Genomic DNA, 22621 nt, shown 5'->3' on the forward strand with positions numbered 1-22621 from the left:
GCCGCAATGAGGACCCTCCCAGCCAAGGTTCAGACCGCCGTCCACGTCGCCACGCTCGCCCGTAAGGCCGGTCGGCCCATCCCCGCCAAGGTCCTCCCGATCCTCGAAGAGGCCGCCGCCCCGTGGCCCGCGGAGTGGCTGCTCGCCCCGCTCCCCGGCGACCCGATCCGAATCGTCGAGCTGTTCGCGGGCCCCGGTGGTTGGTCGGAGGGCATCGCCACCGTCCTCGGCGTCGCCGTGGACGCCGTCGGCATCGACGTCTCCAAGGATGCGTGCGCCACCGCCACCGCCGCCGGGCACTTCCGCATCTGTGCCGACATCACCACCCTGGACCCCGAGCACTACGCCCTGCGCCACGTGCGCGGCCTCATCGTCTCCCCGCCGTGCCCCTGCTTCTCGCCCGCCGGGAAGCACTCCGGGCAGGAACAGGCCAACATCGACGTCCTGTGCAGGGTCATCGCCCAGACTTCCGAGGCGGGCGGGTTCCTCCCCGGCAACGAGCTCGACGACTGGTGTGAGGGCTGCGACACCTGCGACGAACTCGGCTACCACGACGGGTTCGCCCCGCGCTCCGGCGTCACCTGGGACGAACTGCGCGCCCAGCTCGCACCGCTCACCGACGCCCGCATCGGCCTCATGGCCGAGCTGCTGTTCTGGGCGTTCGGGCTCCAGGCCGGGGGCGCGCCGCTCCAGTTCATCGCGATGGAGCAGTCCAGCCGACTGCCTCAGCAGATCCTCGACGACATCCGCCTAGAGCTGCGCGGAGGCCAAGAAGAGGGAGAGTGGTACTGGAGCACCCAGGGCGTCCTCGAAGCCTCCGAGTTCGGTCTCGCTTCCCGCCGCGAGCGGGTGTTCTTCCTGGCCTCCCGCCGCCTGTCGTACCTGCCCGAGCCCGCCGAGAACGTCCGCCGGACCACGATGGCGCAGGCTCTCGGCTGGAAGGAAGGCGAGCGGATCAACACCCGTGGCGTCCGCCCGCTCGACCCGGCCACCGGCCGCCCCAAGGGCGGGAACGAGTTCTCCGCCGACAAGCCGTCCAACTGCCTCACCGGCAAGGCCCGCACCTGGAAGCGGGTCTCTGACGGCCTGCGCCTCACCCAGAACGAGGCCGGAACGCTCGTCGGGTTCCGCGCCTCCTACCCCTGGTTCGGATCCCGCACCAGCGCGTTCCAGCAGGAGGCCGACGTCGTCCCCCCGCTCATGGCGGCGTTGGTGCTCGCCCAGTTCTTCGGCGTCGACGGCACCGCACGGGCCGCCGACTACCTGTTCCAGCTCTACCGAATGGACGAGCTGACCGGCAACGCCGAGGACTTCGACACGGCCGCCTAATGGCCGCCCGGCCCCCGCCCACCCGGGCGGGGGCCGCCGTCGTTCCCGGACCCTGTCACAGCCCGGGGCCGCCCGACGTTCCCCCGGCATGAGCAACCAGACGTCCCTCCCGCGCCTCGACATCGGCCGCCAGCTCCGGGAGACCATCACCCCGTTCCAGCGCTGGCACACGTATTGCCCGGGCAACCAGTTCCGGGAGGCCGCCGCCGCGTTCCGTCTCCTCGCCGCGCGGCTCGAGGAGGGCCAGCGCGCGCCGTACTGGGTGGCTCAGGCTCCCCGCCGCCACCGCCGGGCCCCTGGCACGCCCCGCCGCCGTTCGACGGCTCGCCGCGCATGAGCGCCCCCGACCCGTCGCCCTTCGCGACCGGCGGACTCTTCCACGCGCTCGGCCCGTTCGTCGTCCTCACCGCGACGGTCACCGTGGACGGAGAGACCGTCACGGTTCAACAGCCGGTCGACCGCGCCGTCTGGCAGCACATCGCCGCCGACCCGGCCATGCGCGCCGCCTACGAACGAGGACTACGTCACCGTCTCGCCGTCGCCCTGGTGGCCCGCCTCGCCCCGGCCGTCACCGTGCACGACCCGACCCCGCCGGGCGAGGCCGTGTCCGGCGCCCTGGCGCGCGCCGACGCTGCGATGCGCAACCAGCCGGCGCCGGAACAGCGCACGCCGTCCGACCGCATCGAGGAGACCCGCTGATGGAACCCCGTCTCGCCGTCCACCGGGGCGTGAGCGCCCTCGAGGCCCTCTACGTCCTGAACGAGCGGGAAACCGTTCCCCTGAGCCGTCTCGGCTTCCTCGTGATCACGGGCACGTACACGCCGCACTGGAGCGAGCCGCGCCGGTGGCCGTTCACTCCCGGGGAAGTCCTCGTCGTCCACCACACGCCCGACGGGACGCACGAGTTCCTCGGTCAGGGTCGCGACCTGTTGGACACCCGCTGGGAAGACATGCACTGGTGCACCCACCGGGACGACAACCTGGGGTCTGCCTTGGGCGTCGCCGCCCTCGTCGCGAGCGACCGGCCCCGCGGCTACTACGAGTGGACCGCCGACGGCCTGACGTACTGCGCGGACCAGGCCGTCGGCGAGGAACTGTGGTGTTCCCGCCAAGACGGCAGCGTGGTGCGCGTCGCCGACCACGCCGGGCGTCGCCCCTGGCGGCTCGAACTAAGCTCCGAAGGATGAGCACCCCCACCCCGTCCGCCGAGGAGAAGCCGTTCGACTGCCTCACCGACTGGACTGCAATTGCATCTGTCCGGGGGTGGCCCTGATCAGGTGGTTCGGGCCCTGGCCGTTGACCGCCGCCCTCGTGACCTGGCGCCGGGCCATACGGTCGGCCCATGCGGATGGACTGGCCCGACGTGCCGGACTGGATGGCGGACTGCGCCGAGTGCTGCCGGATGTACCGGGGCGTGGTTGCCGCCCATGAGCTGTCGAATCTGTGCTTCACCCTCGATGTGCCGCTGACCGACCTGCGCTCCGGCCTGTTCGCCCGGCACGTTCTGCGGGAGCACCGCGGCGGTGTGCCGACGGAGCCGCACCGCGACTGTGAGCTGTGCGAGCAGTACGCGTTCGACGACTCGGACGTCTTGCTGTTCCTCCGCGCAGAGCACCAGGCCCGCGCCCTGTTCCTGCCTGCGGACATTGAGATCCGCGGCTGAAAGAGAAGGGCACGGCGCTCGCAGGGGATTCGAACCCCTCGGTGGCACCGGAGGCGGTGATCGTGGCGGCCCGCAGGCTCGCCCCGCCTCACTCCAGTGGTGCGCGCGCCGTGCCCGGCACAGCCTGGCCGGCCGGGACCCCGGCGGGCAACCCGATTCGGCACCGCGCGACGCAAGACGTCCCCGGCCTCCACGATCCGCGGCCTCACACCTCCGCCTGGAAGGCCCCGCCGTGAAGAACCAGTTCCCGCAGCAGCCGAACGACCGTCGCTCCCGCCTGATCATTGCCGTCGCGGTCGGCGTGTTCGCATGCGCCCTGGTCGTGCTGTTCGCGTTCCTGGTCGCTGACGTCGCCGACGACAGCGACAGCAGTTCCCGCCACTGTCCCGGCGTCGTGGGCACCGTCGACCCCGTGACGTGCCTGCCGTACGGCTCTGCGGGCGCGGCGCCCGCTGGTACCAACCATTCTGAGCGCGGCTCGAGCACCGCACGTAAGCCCGCCGCTCAGCCGAAGGCGCCCGCCGCGAAGGTCCCGGCCGCGCCGAAGGCTCCGGCCGCGCCGCCCCGCGTCTCCCTGGGCAAACGGTAACGGTCCCAGGACGGCAGCACTCGACGTAAGGCGCCCGGGGCCGACATGGTCCGGTCGCCCAGTTCCCGTACCGGAGGATCACCTGTGTCCGACCCTGTCTCCTGTGCCAAGCACGCTCCCTGCTCTCGAGAGACCCCCTGCCCGCGGTGCGCGCGCCTGCTGCGCGTGATGGTCGTCTGCTGGGGCCTCGCCCTGGTCCTGGTCGTGGCCGTGCTCGCGGTCGTCGTCGTGCAGAACCGCGACACCTCGAGCGGCCCGACGCCCGCCCCGTCGACCACGGCGCCCGCGGACCCGTCGCCTAGCGCTCCACCCACCAGCGAATCGCCGCGGCCGACCCCGTTGCCGACTGCGCCCATGCCGTCGGACCCGCCCGGCGGCGAGTGCAACATCTTCGACCCCGAGTGCTCGAGGGGCACCGGCGGCATCGAGGCCTGACCCATCCCGCGCGCTGCGACCTGGCTGAACGACTCCCCGGCCGGGGCGCAGTCGTTTCGCGGCGTGGGCCCGGATGGCAGCCGGCTGACCGGCCGGTAACTCTGCAGCGGACGCAAGGCTTCCGCCACGTGCAGGGTGCGCCCTTTGCCCGCGCCGTGTCCCTCGGCCGCCACCCGGTGGCCGCGCGCCGCGGGCGGAAGGGAGCAGCGTGCGACCGCACGTGACGCAGGCACTCGACAACTGGCGCATGACCTGGGACGACCAGCAGCTCGCCGCGCAGGAAGCGTTCACCGCGGCATTCCCCGCCCTGACCCCCGCCGACAGATGTCAGTGCTTCGGCCCCACCCTGCGCTGGAACAAGCCCGGAGAGGGATCGGGGAAGGCTTGCCTCGACGACCACGGGCGCGCCACGATCGAGTGCGAGGACGTCCCGAAGGAGGCCCTCGGCCAGGCCATGGCGGAGGTCTGGGGCGCCAACTGGTTCGATGAGGGGCCCGGAGGGTTCGCCCAGGCCGAGCCCGGCCAGTACAGCTACGAAGACGAGCAGACGTACGCCGAGTACTACGTCGACGTCCTCGATGGCGGCCTCACGTCATTCGCGATCTCCTATGTGAAGATCGACGACATCGTGACGATCCTCGACGCTCTCGAGCGGTCACTCGCCGAGCACCGCACAGCCTGACACCGGCAGGAGGAGATCGGCCACCACCGGAGCGGTGGCCGTCTCCAGTCCATCGGTCATACCTGGTCAACGACTGAGTAGCGCAAGTAGCACGCGACGCAATCGGCGCCCGCCCCTATGGTCCGCGGCCATGCTCATGACCGCCGCACCGCCCCGTACCCGGATCGCCCGCCTCGCGGCCCGCGCCCGGAACATCGTCGACTCCAGTTTGTGCACCCGCACCTCTGCCGTTCCCAACTGGATTGCCCGCCTCGATCAGTACGAGCGCCTGGCCACGCTACCCGCTGCCTACCGGCGCGCGACTCTTGCGATCCTCGACGACGACATCGTGGTCGACCTCCTGGTCCTGTCGTACCTGCGGCACGGCACCCCGTACGCCCTGTGGGCTGACACTCCGTCCGGGTTCGTCGAGGACGTCCTCGCTGTGCGCACCTGGTCCCGGCTCCGCGCCCTGCTGGACGCCACGGTGGAGTACCCGCGCGTCGCTGCCCCGGCCTGCTTCGGCTCGGGCGCCCGCCGCCATCTGGTGCCGCTCCTGGCGGTCTGGCACGTCGCGGTATGGCGCGAGGGCGCCGCCATGTCCGTGATCGTCAGCCCCTCGGCGGAAGTCGCCGACCACCCGCGCCGTCACCTGCCCCGCCTCGCCGAGCAGGCCGGGCTCCCGCGCGTCCCGGCCGTGTTCTCCGTGACTACGGGCACCGCCCCGGACGACGAGCATGCCCTGGCCGGCCTCTGCCCGCCGGGCACCCTGATCATTGCGACCGACGCCGGACGCCTCCACCCCGTCCAGGGGGCGGCCGTCGACCACGTCCTCGACGGCCGCGCCCGGCTCGTCGCCCTCGGCGTCCCGGAGACAACTTCGGGGACCTGGTTCGAGGACCTGGCGCAGCGGGCCTCCAGCCGCACCGTCCCCACGGCCGTGTCCGATCTCCCTTCGGTCACCGGCGAAGAACTGGGGCCGTGCACGTCCTGCCCTGCCGACCACGGCGTCCACTCCCCGGCCGTGCACCTGCCGGACACGCCGTGGGCAGCCCGCCAGATCGCCTGTACGGGCCGACGAACCCGCTCGTCGTCACCCGCATCCATGCCCGGTTCCCCGGGGCGCGAGACGGCTTGCACGCGACGTAAGCATCCCCGGCGGCTCATGGTCCTGGCTCGCTCCCGCCGTTCTCCCGCGGCCGCCGCTCCCGGCCGGCCCGACGCGCGGGGCAGGACGGAGACCCCGTGGCGGCAACGAACCTCGCCCCCGCAGGGCAGGAATCCCTGATACCCGTGGAGGAGCTGACGGGCCCTGAGCCGGTCGTGTACTGCGCGAACTCCCTCGATCTTCTCCCGACCCTCCCCGATGCGTCGGTGGACGCGATCGTGACCGATCCGCCGTACGAGCTGGGGTTCCTCGGGAAGTCGTGGGACGCCTCCGGCATCGCGTACAGCGTGGACCTGTGGGCGGAGTGCCTGCGTGTGCTCAAGCCGGGCGGGCACCTGGCCGCGTTCGGCGCGACCCGCACCTACCACCGGATGGCCGTGGCGGTGGAGGACGCCGGATTCGAGATCCGTGACTCCCTGCACTGGCTGTACGGCACGGGTTTCCCCAAGGGGCAGGACGTCGGCAAGCTCATCGACCGGCGCCGCGACGACCACCCCGCGCGCCGCCGGTTCACCGCCGAGTTCGCCAAGCTCCGCGACGCCGCCGGGTGGACGAACCCGCAGATCGACGCCCGGTTCGGCTTCAACGGCATGGCGCAGCACTGGACGACACAGACGAAGTCCGCCGCGGTGCCGACCGTCGAGCAGTGGCAGCGGCTCAAGGCAGAGATGGGGTTCGAGGCCCCGGCGGCGCTCGAGGACCTGGTGCACGAACTGAACGGGCGGAAGAACGCGCCCGGGGAGGCGTGGGAGGACCGGGAGGCCATCGGCAAGGGGCATCGGGCCCGCAACGGCTCCGGGGTGTTCCCACAGCTCCGGTCCGACACGTTCGACATGACCGCCCCGGCGACCGCCGAGGCCGCGCGCTGGGACGGCTGGAACACCGCCCTCAAGCCCGGCCACGAACCGATCGTGCTGGCGCGGAAGCCGCTCGAGGGCACAGTCGCCTCCAACGTGCTGGCGTACGGCACGGGGGCGATGAACACCGCGGCGTGCCGGACCCCGCCCGACGACCCGGCGGGACGCTGGCCGACCAACGTCCTGCTGTCCCACGCGTGGGCCGTCGACGAGGCGGGATGGCTCGTCGACGGATGCGCGAACGGCTGCGCGGAGGGGTGCCCGGTCGCCGAGCTCGACCGCCAGTCGGGGCTACTCACTTCCGGGGCGAACCCGCGACGCCGGAACGCCGACAAGTTCCGCGACGTCTACGGCGACTTCCAGGGACAGGCCGCGTGCAAGGTCGTGCGCGGCGCGGACTCCGGCGGCGCGTCCCGCTTCTACCCGGCGTTCCGCTACCAGGCCAAGGCCCCGACCAGCGAGCGGCCGCGCCTGCCGGACGGCACGGTGCACCCCACGGTGAAGCCGGTCGCACTTATGCGGTGGCTGGTCCGGCTGCTCACTGCGCCCGGCGGACTCGTCCTGGACCCGTTCGCCGGGACGGGCACGACGCTGGAGGCCGCCCGGCTGGAGGGCTTCCACTCCGTGGGCGTGGAGGCGAAGGCCGCGTACGCCGAGCTGTGCCGACTGCGGCTGCGCCGCGACACCGCTGGGGGTGCCTGATGCTGCTGAGGTCCTTCGAAACCGTCCGCCTCCCCGGTGGGGTGCACCTCATGTTCCAGAGGATCACCGACCGCGGCGTCACGATCCGCACCTGGTACACCGTCGGCCTGCCGGTGCGGCTGACGCTCACGGCCGTGGCGCAGACCCGGGATGCCTACTACGGGGCCGTGGGCAACCGGCCGCCGGGCCTGTGGAAGCGGGTCCTGCGCGCGGTCGCCACGGCCAACGGGCGCCCGGTCTCGTACTACTGCCCGGCCATCCCGCCGTCCCGGCGCGGGATCGCCCTGGCCGTCCCGCGGTACACCGCTGAACTCCGCTGGGAGACCCGCCGCTGGGACGAGGCGGTGACGGCGCACCTGCAACGGCCGTGCCCAGCCTGCACCGCCGCGGGGTGGCGCCGAGCAGCGGACGCGACGTAAGCGTCGGCCGCCGTTCACTCTCGCCGCCTCGCCCCGGGCGCGCCCACCAGGGCCGTGAACGACGCGGCCCGGCACCCGGGGCAGGCAGGAGACCAGTGCTGTGAAGGCACGACGGCGAACCGCGCCCACCGATGTGGTGAAGGCCATCGTCTTTGACCGGGACGGCGGCGCTTGCGTGCGCTGTGGGGCTCGTGACTCCCTGACCGTCCACCACCGCGTGAACAGGGGCATGGGCGGGGCGCGTGAGCCGTGGATCAACCAGGCCCACAACCTCCTGACTGCGTGCACCGTGTGCAACGGCTGGTTCGAGGACAACCCGCGGGAGTCGTACGAGGCCGGGTGGAAGGTGCGCCGGCCGCAGCTCCCCGGCGAGGTCCTGGTGCGCTACGCCGACGGCAGTGAGTACCGGCTCACGCCCGACGGGGTCCGCTCCACGACCGTGGCGGCCGCCCGATGAGGCGCCGTCGCCAGTGCCCCGCGGTCCCGGCGGCGCTCGTCGGCTCCCAGGGCTGGCGGTGCCAGCGGCTCGTCGACCACGACGGGCCGCACCGGGCCTCGTACTCCGAGCAGTCGACCATGCACTACTCGTGGGAGGACGGCGCCACCAGCATCTTCGGGTACCAGACGCTTCCCGGCACCGTGCGCTTCCGGTCGCCGTTCTGGACGCCGCAGCGGCAGTACCGCGCCGGCGAGTGGACGGTGTCCGTGCTGATCGCTCTGGCGCTGGGGTGGTGCTGGTCCCTGACCGCGGCCGCCGTGTTCCTCGTGCTGGAGCTGTTCACGTCCATCCGGCAGGCGCACTTCGTCGACGTCGGCCGGTTCACCGCCGGGGTGTTCCTCGTCCGGCGGGACAACTACCCGGCGTTCTTCGCGGTCGGCTTCGCCCGGTACGGGCCGGGAGCCGACGCCAAGAGGAACGGCCTGCAGGTCGTCGTCGGTCGTCTGGCGCTGATCGTGTGCGCGCTGCTCCCGCGGGGCGAGTGGGCCGACTTCCAGCACCGGGCGGCCGAGCGCGAGGCCCTGCGGAAGGACGGCGCCCGGTGAGTCCCCAGATCACGGTGAAGACCCGCGTACGGCGGCCGCGCGGGCTGCGTCTCGGGCCGGTGCTGCTGTTGGCCGTCCGCCTCCCCCACGGCCCGTACTTCGGCGTCGGCCGGATCGCGATCACGGACACCCCCCGCGACCCAGCTCCCGGCCAGACCTGGGCCCGGGACGGTCAGGGCCGGGTCCTGATCGTCGGCGGCGTGGCACTCGCTGTGCTCCGGTGCAGGTCAGTGCCCGTGCGCCGCGTGCCCACCTGACACGGGAGTCTCGCGGCTGTACTATTTTGGGCTGTGCACCGACGTGGGGCTATCCCAGTTGGCGCCGAGCCAGCAAAGGCGCCACAGCTTGAGATGGGAAACGACCCAACATGCCCCGCATCGCCAACAAGCTCGACCTGGCCGTCCCGAAGTACGACGACATCCGCAAGGCAGCGGCGGACGACGTCGACGAGCAGCTTCGCAAGCTGAAACGCATGGATGACCGTCTCGAACTGGCAGCGCACATCATCCGCCAGGCAGACGCGGAGATCGCCCTGCACGCCGGCGACCGGAACGGGGCCCTGGCGAGTCTGTACCTCTACGACCACTACGAGGGTCACCACCTCGGGCAGTTGGCCGGCCTCACCAAGAACGCCGTGCGCGAGATCCTGAGTCAGGCCGTCTACGACGATCCGAAGAAGCCGCTGCCGCCTCGGATGACCGAGGAGGAGATGACCCGCATCGCCCTCGATCACAATGTCCCCCACGTCACGGAGACGCCCGGGGACACCTTGCGCTCGACCGGGGAAGTCATCGAGGCAGCCAAGGCTCGTCGTGCCACCGCCGTCCGCTGGATGCAGGATGCGGCCCTGGCGCTGCACGAGGCCGACCGTACGCACGTCGAGATGGCCGAGCACGCCGGAGTGTCCCGGAAGCTGATCTGGCAGCAGGTACAGGCAGCCCGCCGGCGCCGCGGCTACTGACGCCAACCGCACGCACCCGGACCGGTCCCGAGCACCTTCGGGGCCGGTCTTCCCTTTGCCTCGCAGGTCAGACCGGGGCCTGAATATCAGGCCCCGGTCACCGGTGCCTGAAAATCCGGCTTCCGGTGAACGGGCCGCCGGGGGACCGGGTGCCGCTAGATCAGGCGCCTTTAGTAACAAGATCAAGCACCACAATGAAGTAAGAGTTCCGATGCCTTCGCTTCGCTCAGGCATCGGCGCGCATCGGCGTCCAGGAACCTCGAACCGACCACCAGCACAGCGGCAGCGAGAGGACGACGAAGCGCGGGGTGTCACAGAATCCGGCCGGCCGGCGTTCCCCCCGGCATGACGACGCGAATCCCTCGGACGATGCTCCCGCCGAACCTGACCCGCCACTTCTACGAGGCCCGCCGTACCTTCCTCAAAAACGCTACGGGCCAGGTGTCCACCCCGTGGTTCCAACTCACCCCGGAGGAACGCGCCGTGGTCGAGGCAGAGATGGAAATCTTCCGGCAGGCGATACGAGCGGCCGAGGAGGAGCAGGACCTGCTCGTCAGCCTCAACAAGACTGCCGAAGCCAGCAGGCCGACCGCCGAGGGCACCGCGGCCGCCGCAGACGACGGCGGGAACTGCGCCTGCCCCGGCTGCTCGGCCGTCGCCGCGATCTTCGCCCTCCTCGAACACATGGGCAGGCGTCTGGACGCCTCGACGCCGAACAGCGAGCGCGGTGGCCTGGTCGCGCTCAGAACCATCCCTCTCGACACTCGCCCGCAGGGCGTGCCGCTGGGCAAGGAGGAGAAGACCCGCCTGCTACAGGAAGCCATCGCCGACAAGATCGGCGTGTTCCTGACCGCGGGCATCGATCTCGACGTCGTCGATGACACCGCGCCCCGCGGCCCATGGACCTTCGACTCCCGCCCCATCAGCGTCGACCTGGACAGCCTCATGCGCCCGCGCTCCGCGTTCGACGACATCCGGATGGAGTTCTGGACCAGGCGGCCGCCCACCGTCGACAAGGCGTAACAGAATCCGGCCCCTGACGTACTACAGGGTGCGGCTGGCTCTCTGACCCCAACTCCCCCGGGGAAAGCACTCCGGCCGCCCCCGGCCGGGGTGCGGCCCCTGCTCCACCTCCCCGGTGCAGGGTCCGCACCCCGGCAAGACTTCCGGCACCGACCCACCAGCCCGTTGACTCCTCGGGTGCGCGTCGTCTGGTCGATGCCGGAATCCCGCGGCCTGGCCGGCGGTCTGGGCATGGGCCCCGGCCAGGCCGCGACACTAGGCCCCTGCGGGCGGCACCTTTCCCGCCATGTCCCGCAAGCAGCTCTCGCCTCCCGCACGCCCCCGCGTGGTCCCACCAGCCCGAGAGCTGCGCAACGGACGTCAGCCCGGCGTCATCTCCCGCGACGCCTCCAACGTCGCCGACCTCTTCCTCCGCGCCCCCGCGGCCGCCCGCCGCCGCGCCTTCAAGCACGACATCAGCGCCCGGGAGCGGCCCCACGTCATGCGGGAGGTCGAACGGGCCACCGGCTCGATGTACGGGCTCTGGCACGACACCCCGAGCGGCTTTATCGAGGACGTCCTGGGGGAGAGCATTTGGAGCCGTCAGCGCGACATCGTCGACGCCGTCCCCTTCAAGAAGCGCATCGCCGTCCCGGCCGGCTTCGGCGTCGGCAAGACGTGGATTGCCGGTCGGCTCGTCGCCTGGGCCGGAGCCGTCAACGCGCCCGGGACCATGGTCATCGTCACCACGGCGACCCGTTTCCGGCAGGTCAGAAATCAGCTCTGGCCCCACATCAGGAAGACCGTCGCACGCGCCGGTCTGCCCGGCTACTGCGACACCACTCAGTGGAAAATCCCTGATCAGTGGGGCAATGACGTCATCGTGGCGTACGGCTTCACCGCGCCCGAGAACGACGAAGCGGCCATGCAGGGCATCCACGGAACGCCCAAGCTGCTCATCGTCGTCGACGAGGCCGGCGGTATCGCCCGCACCATCGGCAACGGCACAAACAACCTCCTCACCGGCGACGCGAGGATGTTGGCCATCGGCAACCCCGCGATGGATGACCCGCGGAGCTGGTTCGAGACGCTGTGCGAGGAGGGCGAGGACCCCGAGGAGCAGGGAACGGTCACCATTCCCATCGCGACCTTCGACTCCCCCGCCATCACCCGCGAGCGGGTCCCGTACTGCAACGACTGCCCCGACGGCGTGCCCCCGCACTCCCTCGCGATCCACCTCCCAGACCAGGAGTGGGTGGATCGCACAATCCGCGAGTATGGCGAGGATCACCCGTACGTCATCGCGAAGGTGCACGCCAAGTTCCCCAAGGGCGGCGGCGGCCTCGCGATACCCGTGACCTGGGTCGAGGACGCCCAGAACAGCGACGACCCCACCGGGCCCGGCTGGCACCGCCTGTGCGACCTCGGCCTGGAGGGCGAGACCGCCAAGCACACCGTGAAGGAGGGGGCGTGGATCAGACTTGGCGTCGACGTCGCCGCCGACGGAGGCGACGAATTCACGATCTACCGGTGCGTGGGAGACGCAGTCGAGATACGGCACGCCTCCTCCGGCACGGCCAACGACAACCAGGTGAAGGTCGCGGAGAAGGTCCTCGAGGAGATCCGCGCAGCGCAGCGCCTCGCGGTAGCCCTGAACTCCCCGCATCCCGTCCGCGTGAAGATCGACAAGAACGGCATCGGCCACGGCGCCACCAGCATGCTGGAGGTCTGGGCGGAGAACGGCACCCACCAGGCACAGATCGTCGGCGTCATGGTCTCCGAGTCGCCCACCCAGGACGACCCGGGCGCAGTCATGCGCCCGTACCGCAAGCGCGATGAAATGTGGCTCGCCACCCGGGCGCTACTCCAGCCGGACCCGTCGACCGGTACCGGTCGGCTGCGTCTCCGTGTCGACCGACAGGCTGGTATCCAGCTCTCCACGCCCAAGCTCGGGTCCAACACCGCGGGGTACAGCATCATCGAGTCGAAGAAGACCATGAAGAGCCGCGGTATGAAGAGTCCGGACCGGGCCGAAGCCGCCCTTCTGGCCGTGTACGAGCCGGAGCCGCTAAACCAGCCACGCCGCCGCGGCCTGCTCAGCTAGTTGTCTCCCCAGATACGACCGCAATTGGTGCAGCTCAGCGCTAGATCGAGATCCCAGCATTTCCAAAAGACGCGAGCGCGTCACTGTTACTGCGAGAAGCGAAGAAATAGAGAGATCTCTCGCCTTGACTCAACCTATACTCCGACCCGTGCATCAAGTAGGTTTCTGCAACTTTTCGAAACCCTCGCTGCAACGAATCTGCAGTATGACCTAGCGTAATACCATGCAGAAACCCAGAAAGACATAGCTCATACATCATGTTCATTGGCTCAGCAACACGCGGAGGATGGAATAGCTTCTCATTGAAGCCCAGAAATACCCGATTCAAGCAACCGTGAAAACTTTGAGGCCCAAGCTCGGCCCCCGAATTACAAGCGAGCGCGATCAGCACAGAGCTGACGTTCGCAACATTCTCCGTGTCAATCAGCCTCTGCGGTGGCCGTTTATGACCAAGCGAATTCTTTTCTCCGTGACCTAGATAGAACACTATGTCGTGCTTCAGCAAGGCCTCATCCACCTCGGAACGGCTTGCCATTGCACCGTCGAGAACTGTCGCATTGTGACGGGTACTGCAGTAGCTTCTCAGAGCGTAGGCCAGCGGTGCGATATCGCGAGCCCGCCCCGAGTCGCCAGGCGCAATAAATAGGCAGGTAGCCATAGTTGTCCCCTCTAGCCCTTACGCCAGGCGTCTACGTCTTGAGAGAGAGACGCGCTAAGCTGATGGAGCGCCTCAGGCAGACCCGACTCAAAGCCGCACAGCCCTACAGAGAACAAGCGCACCACTTCACCGTGCCACGGTGAAGACTCGTCGGTGAGCGCTTGTGCGAGGTGCCGTGGAGTGAGGCCGCTTGCGTCCTCTTGAGAGGAATCACCGGAGGGCTCGACCAAGAGGACTGGGGCGTCTGCACGCGGGTTCGCTCCAGCCCAGTACTCGAACATCTTGGCCAGCTCTAGCAGGTCGTCACTACTCAGCCGCTCAGGCCTAGCCTCACCCCAGGATGACCCTCGCCAGAAATCACTCATTGCGCCTCCATCAACCTACCCAAGAGGTAAAGAAGTTGGTTACTCCAAGACGTCGAAGTCGCCAGCCGAATCGAGATTAATCTTGATTCTATGCACCGTGGAGTCCCCATGCTCCAACCCCACCTCTGCCCCGAACCCCACCCCGAACGCCCTTAGATTCAAGCCACTCTCCCCCTTTTTTCTGCGTTCGACCGTGAAGGCTATTTCTACCTCAGCGCCCGCAAGCTTCATAATGGGGTCGCCATCAGAATCCATCAGGTACTGCTTCGCCTTGAGGAGGTCGCCTCGCAAAGCCTGGAAAACATCAGGCAGACCGTAGCCCAACTCTGAATCGTTGGCTTCGACTTCCTCTTTGTTTGCCATATATCGAGCGTACGCCTCCCATGCGGACCTTGCCAGTCAACACCGATGGATGCGGATGGACCGAATACAGCTCGCCGCGGCCGCCGCTGAAAGACAGTCGACGAGTTCATGCGGGACGTGGCCCTCGACGCCGCGCACGATCCGTTCCTCGATGCGCTCGAGCAGGCCGCCACCAGCGCCGGCCGCGCTCAGGAGGAGCGGATTCAGCACGACCACGCAGGCTGAAGAGATCGCTGCTGCCTCATGAAGCACCGTAAGCGGGTGGCGCCAAGGGCCAGGCCTACACAGCCACGCCCCGTCTCCCCTCATACACCACGCCGCCCGCCTTGGACGTCACGGTCACCCGGGCCGACGGGACAGCGGAAACTGTGCCGGCCATGAAGCCGAAGAAGGCCATCACAAGGTCGCCTCAACGATCCCGCCCTCGGGGCCCCTTCACCTGCGCGTTCTGCGGGTACGCCATCAAGGGACAAGTGGCCACCAGCAACGAGTACAAGACCCAGGGCAAGCCGATCCACCCGAAGGGGACATGCCCCGAGCAGGAACCCCCGAAGGTGACTACGAAGCCCGATCCTGCGTCGACGCTCCCGCGTAGCCGCGGAGGCCGTGGAAACCCGTACAAGAACCCGAACACGCGCGCTGTCGGCAAGGATCAATGGTCTAAGGTCACTTGCCCCCGCTGCAGGGCGGTGCCAGGCGCCCTGTGCACCGTCCGGAAACCGGGCGGCGGAGACACTCTCTCGGAAGTGCCGCACCAGGCGCATCCAGATCGTGCGCCGTGCCATGGCCGCCCAGCAGCGGAAGAGCGCGCCCTGATCCACCAGCAGGCGCACGAAGGGCCCGGTACCGACGGGGGATGCGGTACTGGTCCTGTGATGACCGTACGGACAGTGCTGTTCAGTGGTGTTGGCACATTGCGGTCAGGCGATCTGCTCCTCTATCCGCCCTGGAGGCAACGGTCGCGTGCGGCCCCAGTGGACTCAACTGCTTTGCCCTGAGCGAGGAACAGTTGGCGCATCTCGCCGAAATCGGGGAGACCGTCATCTGCACAGTGGGTGGCATCACCACGAACCCCCTGGTTGCGGGGCTCATTGCCACCAGGCACTGGCTGCCGGTAACGGCGGGAGTCGTATACGCCGTGGCACTCTGCCGTCTGGAGAGTGAACTGCAGGCTCCACTCCTTCAGACCCTCCCTGGGACAGTACCGGCGCCGGTCGAACCGAGTGGGTTCGAGCAGGCATAAATAGCGCCGCACGCGCGCCCCGGCTCGAACCCTCCTGGGCAAGGCTGCCGCAGTACATGCCGGTTGTACTGCGACAGCGCCGTACGCTCCCCTCCGCCAGTTCAAACCGGAATACGCGCTACCGCCATACGCTGTACCGCTGTTCCCCGACACCGGGGCCCTTCGGGACGGGCGGATCACTCCTGCGCCTGAGCCTCCGGGTTGTGCACCGGGACCTTCTTAAACGGGTCCTTGTTGGCGTCCTTGGTCGGGCGCACGTACCTCTCCCGAGGGATGCGTGAGCCCTTCTTCCATCGCCCGGCTTCTTCGAGTTCTTCGTCCGTCGCGCCGTTCATACCGAGGTCTGTGGCGCCGCCGGCGCGAAGACTGTGCGAGGACACGGGGCGGCCGTCGGTCTTGAGCCCGGCCGCCGCGAACCACAGCTTCACGCGCTCATTGACGGTCTGCGGACGCAGGTAGGCACCGCGCTTGGTGGCCCCCCGCCTCGCCCGGGTCTCCGGCGAGGCCACCTTGCCGCTCCGTAGGACCTCCCGGAACATGGGGCCGGTTGTGATGCCCTGCTCGGCGAGGTAGCCAACCCAGCGACGCAACCGGAAGACCAGGTTGAGGTCCGGCCGATCATGAAGGACGAGCGTCTGTTCCTCGCCCTTGTGGGTTTTGTCCTCGGCGAGCCACACCAACACCCGGTCGTCGAGGATGGTCACGTCCTCGAGCTCCAGGTCGACGTCCTCGACGCTTCGGCCGAGGAACCGGTACCCGAAGGCGAACATCGCCGAGTCGCGCCAGCCGATCGATCGGTCGTCAGTCTCCGCCTTCTCCATCATCGGGACCAGGTACGGCAGCGTGATGGGGAACGCTTCCTTCCTGCGCAGTGCCCGCTTGTTCTTCTTCCGGTACTGCGTCAGGAGCAGCAGGAACAGGCTGTTGTCCGGCTTCTTCCCGGGCGGCATGGACGTCCGGATCAGCGACATGTAGTGCCGGATCGTGGTGACCTTGAGCCCTCTCGCCATCAGGTGACGGCCGTACTCGGTGTACGTCGCCGTTGTGCACGGCTCCGCCACCCGCCCCTGCGCTGCACACCACGCTTCGAACAGCCCCATGGCGGTACGGCGCTGGGGCGATCCCTCCTCCTTCGCCTCCTTGAGGGCCTGGGCGGTCTCCTCGCTGACGTACAGGTCCCGCTCTGTGTACGTCGTGCGCGGGTCCTCGCTGGTTGGGATGGACTCGCCGGGCATCAACACCGTGTGCTCGTTGACGAGCGGGCGGGGAGCTGGCGCGGCGCGCACCAGCTCCCCGTCCTCGACGATCTCGGCGTCGACGATCTCCTCGTCTGCAGCGTCGACACTCACAGGTTGATCCAATGCCTGATACTCCGGCCGCGTGTCCCGCGCTCGGTGAACTGCCAGATGTTCGGCGCCAGGGCCAGACGGCTGTCCTCCCAGCGCCATTCGTACTCGCGGCCGAACAGCACGGTGATCCGACGATGGTCGCGGTTGGACCCCGTCATTGCTGCGCCTTGGGGTGCTCGGGATCCGGCGCTCGCCGTATGGGCAGTGCCTGTCGCGATCCTACGGGCTTCGATCCCGCCCGGGGGAGCGGCCCCGGGTCAGTGCTGGCCATCGATTTTCGCCTCGTGGGTGTGGGCGCAGTTGAAGCAGATGGCGAGGTTCGCCGTTTTCTGAGCGGCCGTGCTGGCGCCAATCACCAAAGTGTCAGTGGCCCCGCAGGCTGGGCAGTGCTGAACGGTTCCGTTGTTCTCGCCAGTGACGCGCCACACGTATTGAAGTGCCGCCATGTCAAGGTTGTATGAAGCCAGACAGAAGCGGCAGGTGATCGGGTTCCAGCTCATATCATCGTTAACGACCAACGCCCATTGGCGGCAGTCTGGGCATCGCACTGTGTGATATGCGGTGGACGCCAGATCGCCGGAAATGGCTTGCATGCGCTTTTCGACAAGCTTCCGAATGCGCCCTAGCTTCATGCGTAGCTCGTCCATGGTCCGGTCGACCTGCCTGAGTTCCCCTCGGGCGCTTCTGAGCTCACGGGAGTGGGGTCCCTGTTCGACCGCCACCATGGACGGAGCGAGGAAATCGACAGGTTTGCTTGTATGCATCCTCTTGTGAAACTCAGCGTTGAGCATCGGGCGTAGATGCTCGGTGATGAAGTTCAACAAGAAGTCGAGGACTCGTGCCGCCCTGGCTTCGACCTGGAATGCGTTTGCAGTATGGCCGTAGTGAGTCAGTGCGTTTCTGTCGTCCGCCAGTACTTTGATAGCAGTGCGGTCCGTGGGTGATATTTTCACCTGGGCAATGCTTTCGAGCCTGTCCATGGTTGCGTCGATAGTGCAGCTCTCGAATTTACCCTTCTTGAAGTCTTCGAGGCTTGCGCCGCCAGGATTTTTGAAAACCAAACTCCAGTGTTCGCCGACCAGCCGGGCCTTGAGTAGTACCTCGGTCGCGGCTTGGAGGTGGAGCACGGCGTACTTCAGGTCACGCTCGCTGGGGGTCGTGGTTCCCGCGGTCAGGTCGTCGACCGCCTTGGCGAGGTAGTCCATGCCGTTGCGGACCGGGGTGAAATCCAGGTCGGGGCGAGGGTTCGGTCGAGAGGCCGGAGTAGGCAGGTCCTCAGCCACGTACGTCACCACCGGCGAGGAACGGGGCGACCTGGTCGAGCACGATGCCGCCCGTCTCGCCCTCGACCAGGACCACCGGGGCACCGTGCCCGATGGTCCAAGCGACGGACCGCGTGACGGTGTCCAGCCTCTGGCACGGGTCGGTGTCCCAATCGCCGAAGAGGCGCCCGGCTTCGGCGCTCTTCTGGTACACGGCCGCCAGCGGGTCCTCCGGCCACCCACTGGGGTAGGCCATCACACGCGTGCCGATCGGATAGCGGGCGTTCCACTGTTCCGCGTTCACCGTCACTCTTCCCTCTCGAGCGCATGGTCGACGTTGCTCGAACGGCCGTCAGTCCGGCCGGTAACTCGCGTCAACGCACTGATGCCGTTCAGCAGCGACTCCAGCTGATAGACCGTCGCGTTCTCGCCATCGGCCGGTTCCTGGGTGGCGAGTTGGTGGACCAGGCTGAGGATGTAGCCAAGGCCCACATGCTCCTTGCTGTAGAGGAGCACCCGGCGCGTGCTGTCGGTCGGGAGCCTGGTCGGCAGATGGCCGATGTTTTTCTCGGCCAGTTTCTCCTCAATGCGCTCGATGACGCGGGCGCCGGCCTTCTGTGACCCGATGAGACGCACCAACTGCTCGACGTCCCATGCGGCGTACCCCTTGATGAACTTGAGGGTGGCCGCCAACCGACCCCACTCGTCCAGACCGTCCCACTCGTTCTCGCGCACTTGCTCCCCCTCGGTTGGTTCTCTGACGTCTCGCCACAGATTACCGACAACAATCACAGTTGTTGTCGGCTACTCGCTAGTAACACCGTAGAGTCTTCTCCGAGGGCGGAGAGCACCGCCCGAGTCCCGAATGAAGGAGCACCCCTGTGCACGCCCTGCGTCTCGCCGCTGCCGTACGCGTCCGCCTGGCACAGCTCATGACGACCCACCGATGCCCTGAGCCGGGTTGCCCCACGAGCATCCGTATCCGGTTCACCAGCGCAGAAGAAGCCCAGCGGTTGCGGAAGCTGGCCGAGGACCACAGCCGGCACCAGTCGCTGGACTCGAAGTGACGGCCATGCGCGCGAAGTTGAAGCTGCTCGCGTATGCCTTCCTTCTCCTGGCCCTCGCGCACCCAGCCGTCGTCCCGCCCCTCCTCGGCACACTCGGTGTCCTGGTCTGCATTGGTGTCGCCGTCTCGGGCTGGGCCTTCGCGAACCTGTCGCTCACCCTCACCATCGCCGCCGGCGTCACGCTGGCCCAGGTCTTTCCCGGTGCCCTCGGCCGAATGAGGCGCTGGCTTGCCCGGGCGTTGGTCGCTTCGGTTGCTGCCGTCGCTCCGAGCAAGGCGTAACACGACCGCCGTTCGAGACGTTCGATTCTTTGCTGAGAGCGATTCTCCGCTCAAACCCGCCGAGGAGCAGAATCTCCATGCCCGACTTCACGCCCGCTGTCGAAACCCTGCTGCGCACCATCCACGCCCAGGGTGCCCCCGGCGCAACCTTCCAGGTGATGCCTCGCGCTCGCTACCGGCTGGCCGGTACTGATTATGTCGTCAGCCAACGCACGTTCTACCCGCTCACCGGCGACGGGTACGTCACCGACGGCGGCGACGACTCCGCACCAGTGCGGCTCACCGCCAAGGGCCTCGAGTGGACGGACGACCACCCCGTGCCCCGCGGCGGCTCCCGCGGCCCATACTTTCCCGACCGCGCGCGGCGGCCTCGGTCCCCGCGCTGGACACCCGCCTCCGAGCAGCGCACCGCGTACAGCGTGGTGAAGGACCAATTCGAGGAGAACGGCATGCGGTTTGCCCTCTCCCCTGTATACGCGCGCGCCGTGCTGGCCATGCACGACCTGGAGACCGCCAACCGGCTCGAGGAGGACGGCTTCCCGGAGGCCGCCGCATCGCTCCGGGTGGGGCGTCAAGCACTCGTCGACGAGGCGTTCGGCCCCGAAGGCCGTTAGCCCTCAACTCCCTTGCAGGGCACGGCCGTACGGCGCCGCTGTGGCGCCATCCGGCGGAGAGCACCGCCGGAGTCCCGAACGAAGGAACACCGCGATGCCCTCGCGCACTCCAGCCCCCTGCCGTCTTTCCACCCTCACCCCGAGGTGAGGTGACCTGTTTCGACCTGCGGATACGCATGATCACGTCACCTCACCCGTTGAGAAGATCCCTGCGGGGAACCGCGCCCGCCAGGCCCTCGGCGCCGTGTGCCGGCTGTGTGGCCGTCTCCGGTACGAGTTGGTCCCGGCTGCGGCCACCGCCGGCATGACGTGCCTGGGCTGGCTGCACCACGCCGTCGGCGTCGGTCTGGAGGGCTGGGGCGGATACGGCCTTGGCCTCGCGGCCGCCGGTGCCCTGACGTACGGCGGGCTCAAGTTCAAGAACGCGCCCGCCGCGTCCCTCGGCGTCGCTTCCACCGGCGCCCTGATCAACACCGCGGTCGGCGCGATGACCGGCCCGTCCGTTCCGTCGCTCATCGCGGGCGGCGTTGTCACGATCGCCTCGTATGGCGTCTACGTGCCGTGGCTGATCAAGACCCGGCACGAGCGGATCGCCCTGCAGATCAAGGCCGCGAAGACCGCCCCGCTGCCCGACGGGATGGGCGTCAACGTCAGCCAGCCCGGCGTGACCGGCGACAGCGTCGAGGAGACCGCCCTGCGGCGTGCCCTGGTCGCCCTCGGCGTCCCCGCTCAGGACGTCTCCCGGATCGTGTTCACCGACACCGGATGGCACGCCGCGGTGACGCTCCCGCCCGGCAAGAACACTTCCGCTGAGGCCGTCATCACGAAGCAGACCCAGCTCGAGGCGAACCTCGACCTCCCGGGGAAGCTGCGCCTGGCCGTCGGCGCGCAGGCCAACCAGCTCATCGTCCGCATGCAGACGAACGACCCGCTTGCCGAGACGATCGCGTGGCTGGGGCCCGCCATCACCTCGGTGGAGCAGGCCCTGCCCATCGGCATCTACCCGGACGGTTCGCAGGTCTTCATTGACCTCGTGGCCGGGCACGTCCTGATCGCGGGCGGCACGGACATGGGTAAGTCCGGCGTCATCAACTGTGTGATCGGCAACCTCGTTGCGTGCGAGGACGTCGAGGTCCTGGGCATCGACATGAAGCCCGGCGCGCTGGAGTTGGGCCCGTGGCTCCGGAACATGCTCGCCCTGGCCGACTCCGCCGACGGCGCCCGCCAGGTACTCACCATGGTCAAGACGGAGATGATCCGCCGCGGCAGGTACCTGTCGACCCTCCGAGGACCGAACGGTGAGCCGGTCAGGAAGTGGACGAGTGAGCACGGCCCGTACTGGATTCTCGTCGTCGACGAGCTCGCCGAGCTGCTGCGCCAGGCCCCGGACGTCGCGTCCGAGCTGGTCACCATCAACCAGGTGGCCCGCGCCATGGGTATCCGGGTGATCGCGGCGACGCAGTCCCCCAGCGAGCAGGCATTCGGCGGGAAGGACACGGACGCCCGGCAGCAATACAGCACCCGCATCGGCCTGCCCGTCTTCGAGACCGAGCCCATCAACATGATCTTCGGACGAGGGGCGTACGGGCGTGGGTGGCGCCTCGACTGGCTCGACCTGCCCGGCAAGGTCATGGTCTCGTCCCGGCGGTACGAGAAGCCCCGCGAGGGCCGCGGCTACTACGTCACGGACGGCGACATCGTCGTCGTGTCCACGGAGCACGCCCGGTACGAGGACGACGTACCGGCGGAGCCCACGCGACCGCACCCCCAGCCAGACCCTGACCCTGATCCCGAGCCGCCCAGCCCGCCGTCCAGGGGTGGCCCGCGCGGTGGCCGGCCGGTCCTGCGCGCCGTGCCAACGTTCCCTGACGGGTCCCGCATCCCTGAGAACCGACAGGTGCTTTGGAAGGCCCTTGAGAAGGCCGGACCCGACGGTCTGACGAAGCCGGAAGCGGTCCGCCAAGGCATCTGCAATCACCACACGTCCATCGGCCCGTGGCTGTCTCAGTGGGTCGCCAAGGGGTGGGTGGAGGAGGCCGACAGGCGCGACAGGGCCGTCGTCTACACCCTCACCGCCGCCCATTACACCCCCGCCACCGAAGCCTCCGCCACCGACGAGGAGACCCCTGCATGTCCCGCAAGTCTGTGATTCCGACAAACGTCTACCCGGGCCACATCGCCCCGCACGTACCTGCCGAGCAGTACCAGGCCGCGGTGTGCCAGTGCGGCCACGGGCATGGCCACGGGCAGGCACCCGTACAGCAGATCATCATCAAGCAGGCCGACCCCTGGCTGAGGTACATCAGCATCGGTTTCGCCGCAGCCACCATCGGCCTCCTGGTGCTCGCCGGCGTCGTGGCGGCACTGATCGCCGCGGGCGCATGCGCGCTGTGCGTCGCCGTGGCCGTGAAGGCGCTCCGCAGTCTGTTCAGCAGCAAGGAGGCCAAGAAGTAGGCCAGTGCGGGGAGTTGCGGGAAAGGGCCCC

The 22621-nt window shown here is 68.7% G+C and carries 28 protein-coding genes; 22 read left to right on the forward strand and 6 right to left on the reverse strand.

Annotated elements, in window-relative coordinates:
- Positions 1–6 precede the first annotated feature (6 nt).
- The 17 genes from M2271_RS35835 to M2271_RS35915 all read left to right on the forward strand — a co-directional run bounded on the left by M2271_RS35835 (position 7) and on the right by M2271_RS35915 (position 12934).
- Complete coding sequence (locus M2271_RS35835; protein WP_280891630.1) at positions 7–1329, forward strand: DNA cytosine methyltransferase; 1323 nt, start codon at positions 7–9, stop codon at positions 1327–1329.
- Between the two features lie 88 nt (positions 1330–1417).
- On the forward strand, positions 1418–1666 hold the full coding sequence (locus tag M2271_RS35840; RefSeq protein WP_280891631.1) for a hypothetical protein: 249 nt from the start codon (positions 1418–1420) through the stop codon (positions 1664–1666).
- Positions 1663–2028, forward strand: coding sequence for a hypothetical protein (locus tag M2271_RS35845; protein WP_280891632.1), 366 nt, complete (start codon positions 1663–1665; stop codon positions 2026–2028). The genes M2271_RS35840 and M2271_RS35845 overlap by 4 nt, the downstream gene beginning before the upstream one ends.
- Positions 2028–2516, forward strand: a complete 489-nt coding sequence (locus M2271_RS35850; RefSeq protein ID WP_280891633.1) for a hypothetical protein — start codon at positions 2028–2030, stop codon at positions 2514–2516. The genes M2271_RS35845 and M2271_RS35850 overlap by 1 nt, the downstream gene beginning before the upstream one ends.
- Positions 2517–2671: 155 nt before the next feature.
- Positions 2672–2992 (forward strand): hypothetical protein, encoded by a 321-nt coding sequence (locus M2271_RS35855; RefSeq protein WP_280891634.1) that lies wholly within the window; start codon positions 2672–2674, stop codon positions 2990–2992.
- A 232-nt stretch (positions 2993–3224) separates the two neighbouring features.
- Positions 3225–3581, forward strand: coding sequence for a hypothetical protein (locus tag M2271_RS35860; protein ID WP_280891635.1), 357 nt, complete (start codon positions 3225–3227; stop codon positions 3579–3581).
- Positions 3582–3665: 84 nt separating this feature from the next.
- Positions 3666–4016, forward strand: a complete 351-nt coding sequence (locus tag M2271_RS35865; RefSeq protein ID WP_280891636.1) for a hypothetical protein — start codon at positions 3666–3668, stop codon at positions 4014–4016.
- Between the two features lie 208 nt (positions 4017–4224).
- Entirely contained in the window at positions 4225–4698 is a 474-nt protein-coding gene (locus tag M2271_RS35870) for a hypothetical protein (protein ID WP_280891637.1), read from the forward strand.
- Positions 4699–4828: 130 nt separating this feature from the next.
- Positions 4829–5965 (forward strand): hypothetical protein, encoded by a 1137-nt coding sequence (locus tag M2271_RS35875; protein WP_280891638.1) that lies wholly within the window; start codon positions 4829–4831, stop codon positions 5963–5965.
- Positions 5923–7404 carry a DNA methyltransferase gene (locus tag M2271_RS35880; RefSeq protein WP_280891640.1) on the forward strand — a complete coding sequence of 494 codons (1482 nt, stop codon included), beginning with the start codon at positions 5923–5925 and terminating at the stop codon, positions 7402–7404. Before M2271_RS35875 ends, M2271_RS35880 begins: the two co-directional genes overlap by 43 nt.
- 50 nt (positions 7405–7454) lie before the next feature.
- The gene (locus tag M2271_RS35885; RefSeq protein WP_280891641.1) at positions 7455–7823 is read left to right on the forward strand and encodes a hypothetical protein; all 369 of its coding nucleotides are present in this window, start codon (positions 7455–7457) and stop codon (positions 7821–7823) included.
- A 100-nt stretch (positions 7824–7923) separates the two neighbouring features.
- Positions 7924–8280, forward strand: a complete 357-nt coding sequence (locus M2271_RS35890; RefSeq protein ID WP_280891642.1) for an HNH endonuclease signature motif containing protein — start codon at positions 7924–7926, stop codon at positions 8278–8280.
- Complete coding sequence (locus M2271_RS35895; protein WP_280891643.1) at positions 8277–8867, forward strand: hypothetical protein; 591 nt, start codon at positions 8277–8279, stop codon at positions 8865–8867. Before M2271_RS35890 ends, M2271_RS35895 begins: the two co-directional genes overlap by 4 nt.
- Positions 8864–9124: a hypothetical protein gene (locus tag M2271_RS35900; protein WP_280891644.1), complete on the forward strand. Its 261-nt coding sequence runs from the start codon at positions 8864–8866 to the stop codon at positions 9122–9124. The genes M2271_RS35895 and M2271_RS35900 overlap by 4 nt, the downstream gene beginning before the upstream one ends.
- Before the next feature lie 110 nt (positions 9125–9234).
- A complete protein-coding gene (locus tag M2271_RS35905; RefSeq protein WP_280891645.1) occupies positions 9235–9828 on the forward strand; it encodes a hypothetical protein in 594 nt (197 codons plus the stop codon).
- A 345-nt stretch (positions 9829–10173) separates the two neighbouring features.
- On the forward strand, positions 10174–10851 hold the full coding sequence (locus M2271_RS35910) for a hypothetical protein (protein WP_280891646.1): 678 nt from the start codon (positions 10174–10176) through the stop codon (positions 10849–10851).
- Positions 10852–11137: 286 nt separating this feature from the next.
- A complete protein-coding gene (locus M2271_RS35915; RefSeq protein WP_280891647.1) occupies positions 11138–12934 on the forward strand; it encodes a hypothetical protein in 1797 nt (598 codons plus the stop codon).
- Between the two features lie 1062 nt (positions 12935–13996).
- On the opposite strand, the gene M2271_RS35920 is transcribed toward M2271_RS35915, so the two are convergent.
- The 6 genes from M2271_RS35920 to M2271_RS35945 form a co-directional block, all read right to left on the reverse strand.
- Positions 13997–14320 (reverse strand): trypco2 family protein, encoded by a 324-nt coding sequence (locus M2271_RS35920; protein ID WP_280891648.1) that lies wholly within the window; start codon positions 14318–14320, stop codon positions 13997–13999.
- Positions 14321–15739: 1419 nt separating this feature from the next.
- On the reverse strand, positions 15740–16912 hold the full coding sequence (locus M2271_RS35925; RefSeq protein WP_280891650.1) for a tyrosine-type recombinase/integrase: 1173 nt from the start codon (positions 16910–16912) through the stop codon (positions 15740–15742).
- A complete protein-coding gene (locus M2271_RS35930) occupies positions 16909–17070 on the reverse strand; it encodes a hypothetical protein (protein WP_280891651.1) in 162 nt (53 codons plus the stop codon). Before M2271_RS35930 ends, M2271_RS35925 begins: the two co-directional genes overlap by 4 nt.
- A 99-nt stretch (positions 17071–17169) precedes the next feature.
- The gene (locus tag M2271_RS35935) at positions 17170–18195 is read right to left on the reverse strand and encodes a hypothetical protein (protein WP_280891652.1); all 1026 of its coding nucleotides are present in this window, start codon (positions 18193–18195) and stop codon (positions 17170–17172) included.
- On the reverse strand, positions 18188–18478 hold the full coding sequence (locus M2271_RS35940) for a hypothetical protein (RefSeq protein WP_280891653.1): 291 nt from the start codon (positions 18476–18478) through the stop codon (positions 18188–18190). Before M2271_RS35940 ends, M2271_RS35935 begins: the two co-directional genes overlap by 8 nt.
- 2 nt (positions 18479–18480) lie before the next feature.
- Positions 18481–18909 (reverse strand): hypothetical protein, encoded by a 429-nt coding sequence (locus tag M2271_RS35945; RefSeq protein ID WP_280891654.1) that lies wholly within the window; start codon positions 18907–18909, stop codon positions 18481–18483.
- A gap of 146 nt (positions 18910–19055) precedes the next feature.
- On the opposite strand from M2271_RS35945, the gene M2271_RS35950 reads away from it, so the two are divergent.
- From M2271_RS35950 to M2271_RS35970, 5 genes are all read left to right on the forward strand, one after another.
- On the forward strand, positions 19056–19241 hold the full coding sequence (locus M2271_RS35950) for a hypothetical protein (protein WP_280891655.1): 186 nt from the start codon (positions 19056–19058) through the stop codon (positions 19239–19241).
- A 5-nt stretch (positions 19242–19246) separates the two neighbouring features.
- Complete coding sequence (locus M2271_RS35955) at positions 19247–19522, forward strand: hypothetical protein (RefSeq protein ID WP_280891656.1); 276 nt, start codon at positions 19247–19249, stop codon at positions 19520–19522.
- 77 nt (positions 19523–19599) lie between these two features.
- Positions 19600–20136, forward strand: coding sequence for a hypothetical protein (locus M2271_RS35960; RefSeq protein WP_280891657.1), 537 nt, complete (start codon positions 19600–19602; stop codon positions 20134–20136).
- A 304-nt stretch (positions 20137–20440) separates the two neighbouring features.
- A complete protein-coding gene (locus M2271_RS35965) occupies positions 20441–22285 on the forward strand; it encodes an FtsK/SpoIIIE domain-containing protein (protein ID WP_280891658.1) in 1845 nt (614 codons plus the stop codon).
- Complete coding sequence (locus tag M2271_RS35970) at positions 22267–22590, forward strand: hypothetical protein (RefSeq protein WP_280891659.1); 324 nt, start codon at positions 22267–22269, stop codon at positions 22588–22590. The genes M2271_RS35965 and M2271_RS35970 overlap by 19 nt, the downstream gene beginning before the upstream one ends.
- Positions 22591–22621 lie beyond the last annotated feature (31 nt).

It is taken from the genome of Streptomyces sp. LBL (genome assembly GCF_029893585.1).
Lineage (GTDB): Bacteria > Actinomycetota > Actinomycetes > Streptomycetales > Streptomycetaceae > Streptomyces.

Excerpts from the sequence above, each read along its gene's own strand:
- M2271_RS35835 (WP_280891630.1), top strand. The coding sequence starts at position 7 with ATGAGGACCCTCCCAGCCAAGGTTCAGACCGCCGTCCACGTCGCCACG.
- M2271_RS35840 (WP_280891631.1), top strand. The coding sequence starts at position 1,418 with ATGAGCAACCAGACGTCCCTCCCGCGCCTCGACATCGGCCGCCAGCTC.
- M2271_RS35845 (WP_280891632.1), top strand. The coding sequence starts at position 1,663 with ATGAGCGCCCCCGACCCGTCGCCCTTCGCGACCGGCGGACTCTTCCAC.
- M2271_RS35850 (WP_280891633.1), top strand. The coding sequence starts at position 2,028 with ATGGAACCCCGTCTCGCCGTCCACCGGGGCGTGAGCGCCCTCGAGGCC.
- M2271_RS35855 (WP_280891634.1), top strand. The coding sequence starts at position 2,672 with ATGCGGATGGACTGGCCCGACGTGCCGGACTGGATGGCGGACTGCGCC.
- M2271_RS35875 (WP_280891638.1), top strand. The coding sequence starts at position 4,829 with ATGCTCATGACCGCCGCACCGCCCCGTACCCGGATCGCCCGCCTCGCG.
- M2271_RS35885 (WP_280891641.1), top strand. The coding sequence starts at position 7,455 with ATGTTCCAGAGGATCACCGACCGCGGCGTCACGATCCGCACCTGGTAC.
- M2271_RS35895 (WP_280891643.1), top strand. The coding sequence starts at position 8,277 with ATGAGGCGCCGTCGCCAGTGCCCCGCGGTCCCGGCGGCGCTCGTCGGC.
- M2271_RS35905 (WP_280891645.1), top strand. The coding sequence starts at position 9,235 with ATGCCCCGCATCGCCAACAAGCTCGACCTGGCCGTCCCGAAGTACGAC.
- M2271_RS35910 (WP_280891646.1), top strand. The coding sequence starts at position 10,174 with ATGACGACGCGAATCCCTCGGACGATGCTCCCGCCGAACCTGACCCGC.
- M2271_RS35915 (WP_280891647.1), top strand. The coding sequence starts at position 11,138 with ATGTCCCGCAAGCAGCTCTCGCCTCCCGCACGCCCCCGCGTGGTCCCA.
- M2271_RS35920 (WP_280891648.1), bottom strand. The coding sequence starts at position 14,320 with ATGGCAAACAAAGAGGAAGTCGAAGCCAACGATTCAGAGTTGGGCTAC.
- M2271_RS35930 (WP_280891651.1), bottom strand. The coding sequence starts at position 17,070 with ATGACGGGGTCCAACCGCGACCATCGTCGGATCACCGTGCTGTTCGGC.
- M2271_RS35955 (WP_280891656.1), top strand. The coding sequence starts at position 19,247 with ATGCGCGCGAAGTTGAAGCTGCTCGCGTATGCCTTCCTTCTCCTGGCC.
- M2271_RS35960 (WP_280891657.1), top strand. The coding sequence starts at position 19,600 with ATGCCCGACTTCACGCCCGCTGTCGAAACCCTGCTGCGCACCATCCAC.
- M2271_RS35965 (WP_280891658.1), top strand. The coding sequence starts at position 20,441 with ATGACGTGCCTGGGCTGGCTGCACCACGCCGTCGGCGTCGGTCTGGAG.
- M2271_RS35970 (WP_280891659.1), top strand. The coding sequence starts at position 22,267 with ATGTCCCGCAAGTCTGTGATTCCGACAAACGTCTACCCGGGCCACATC.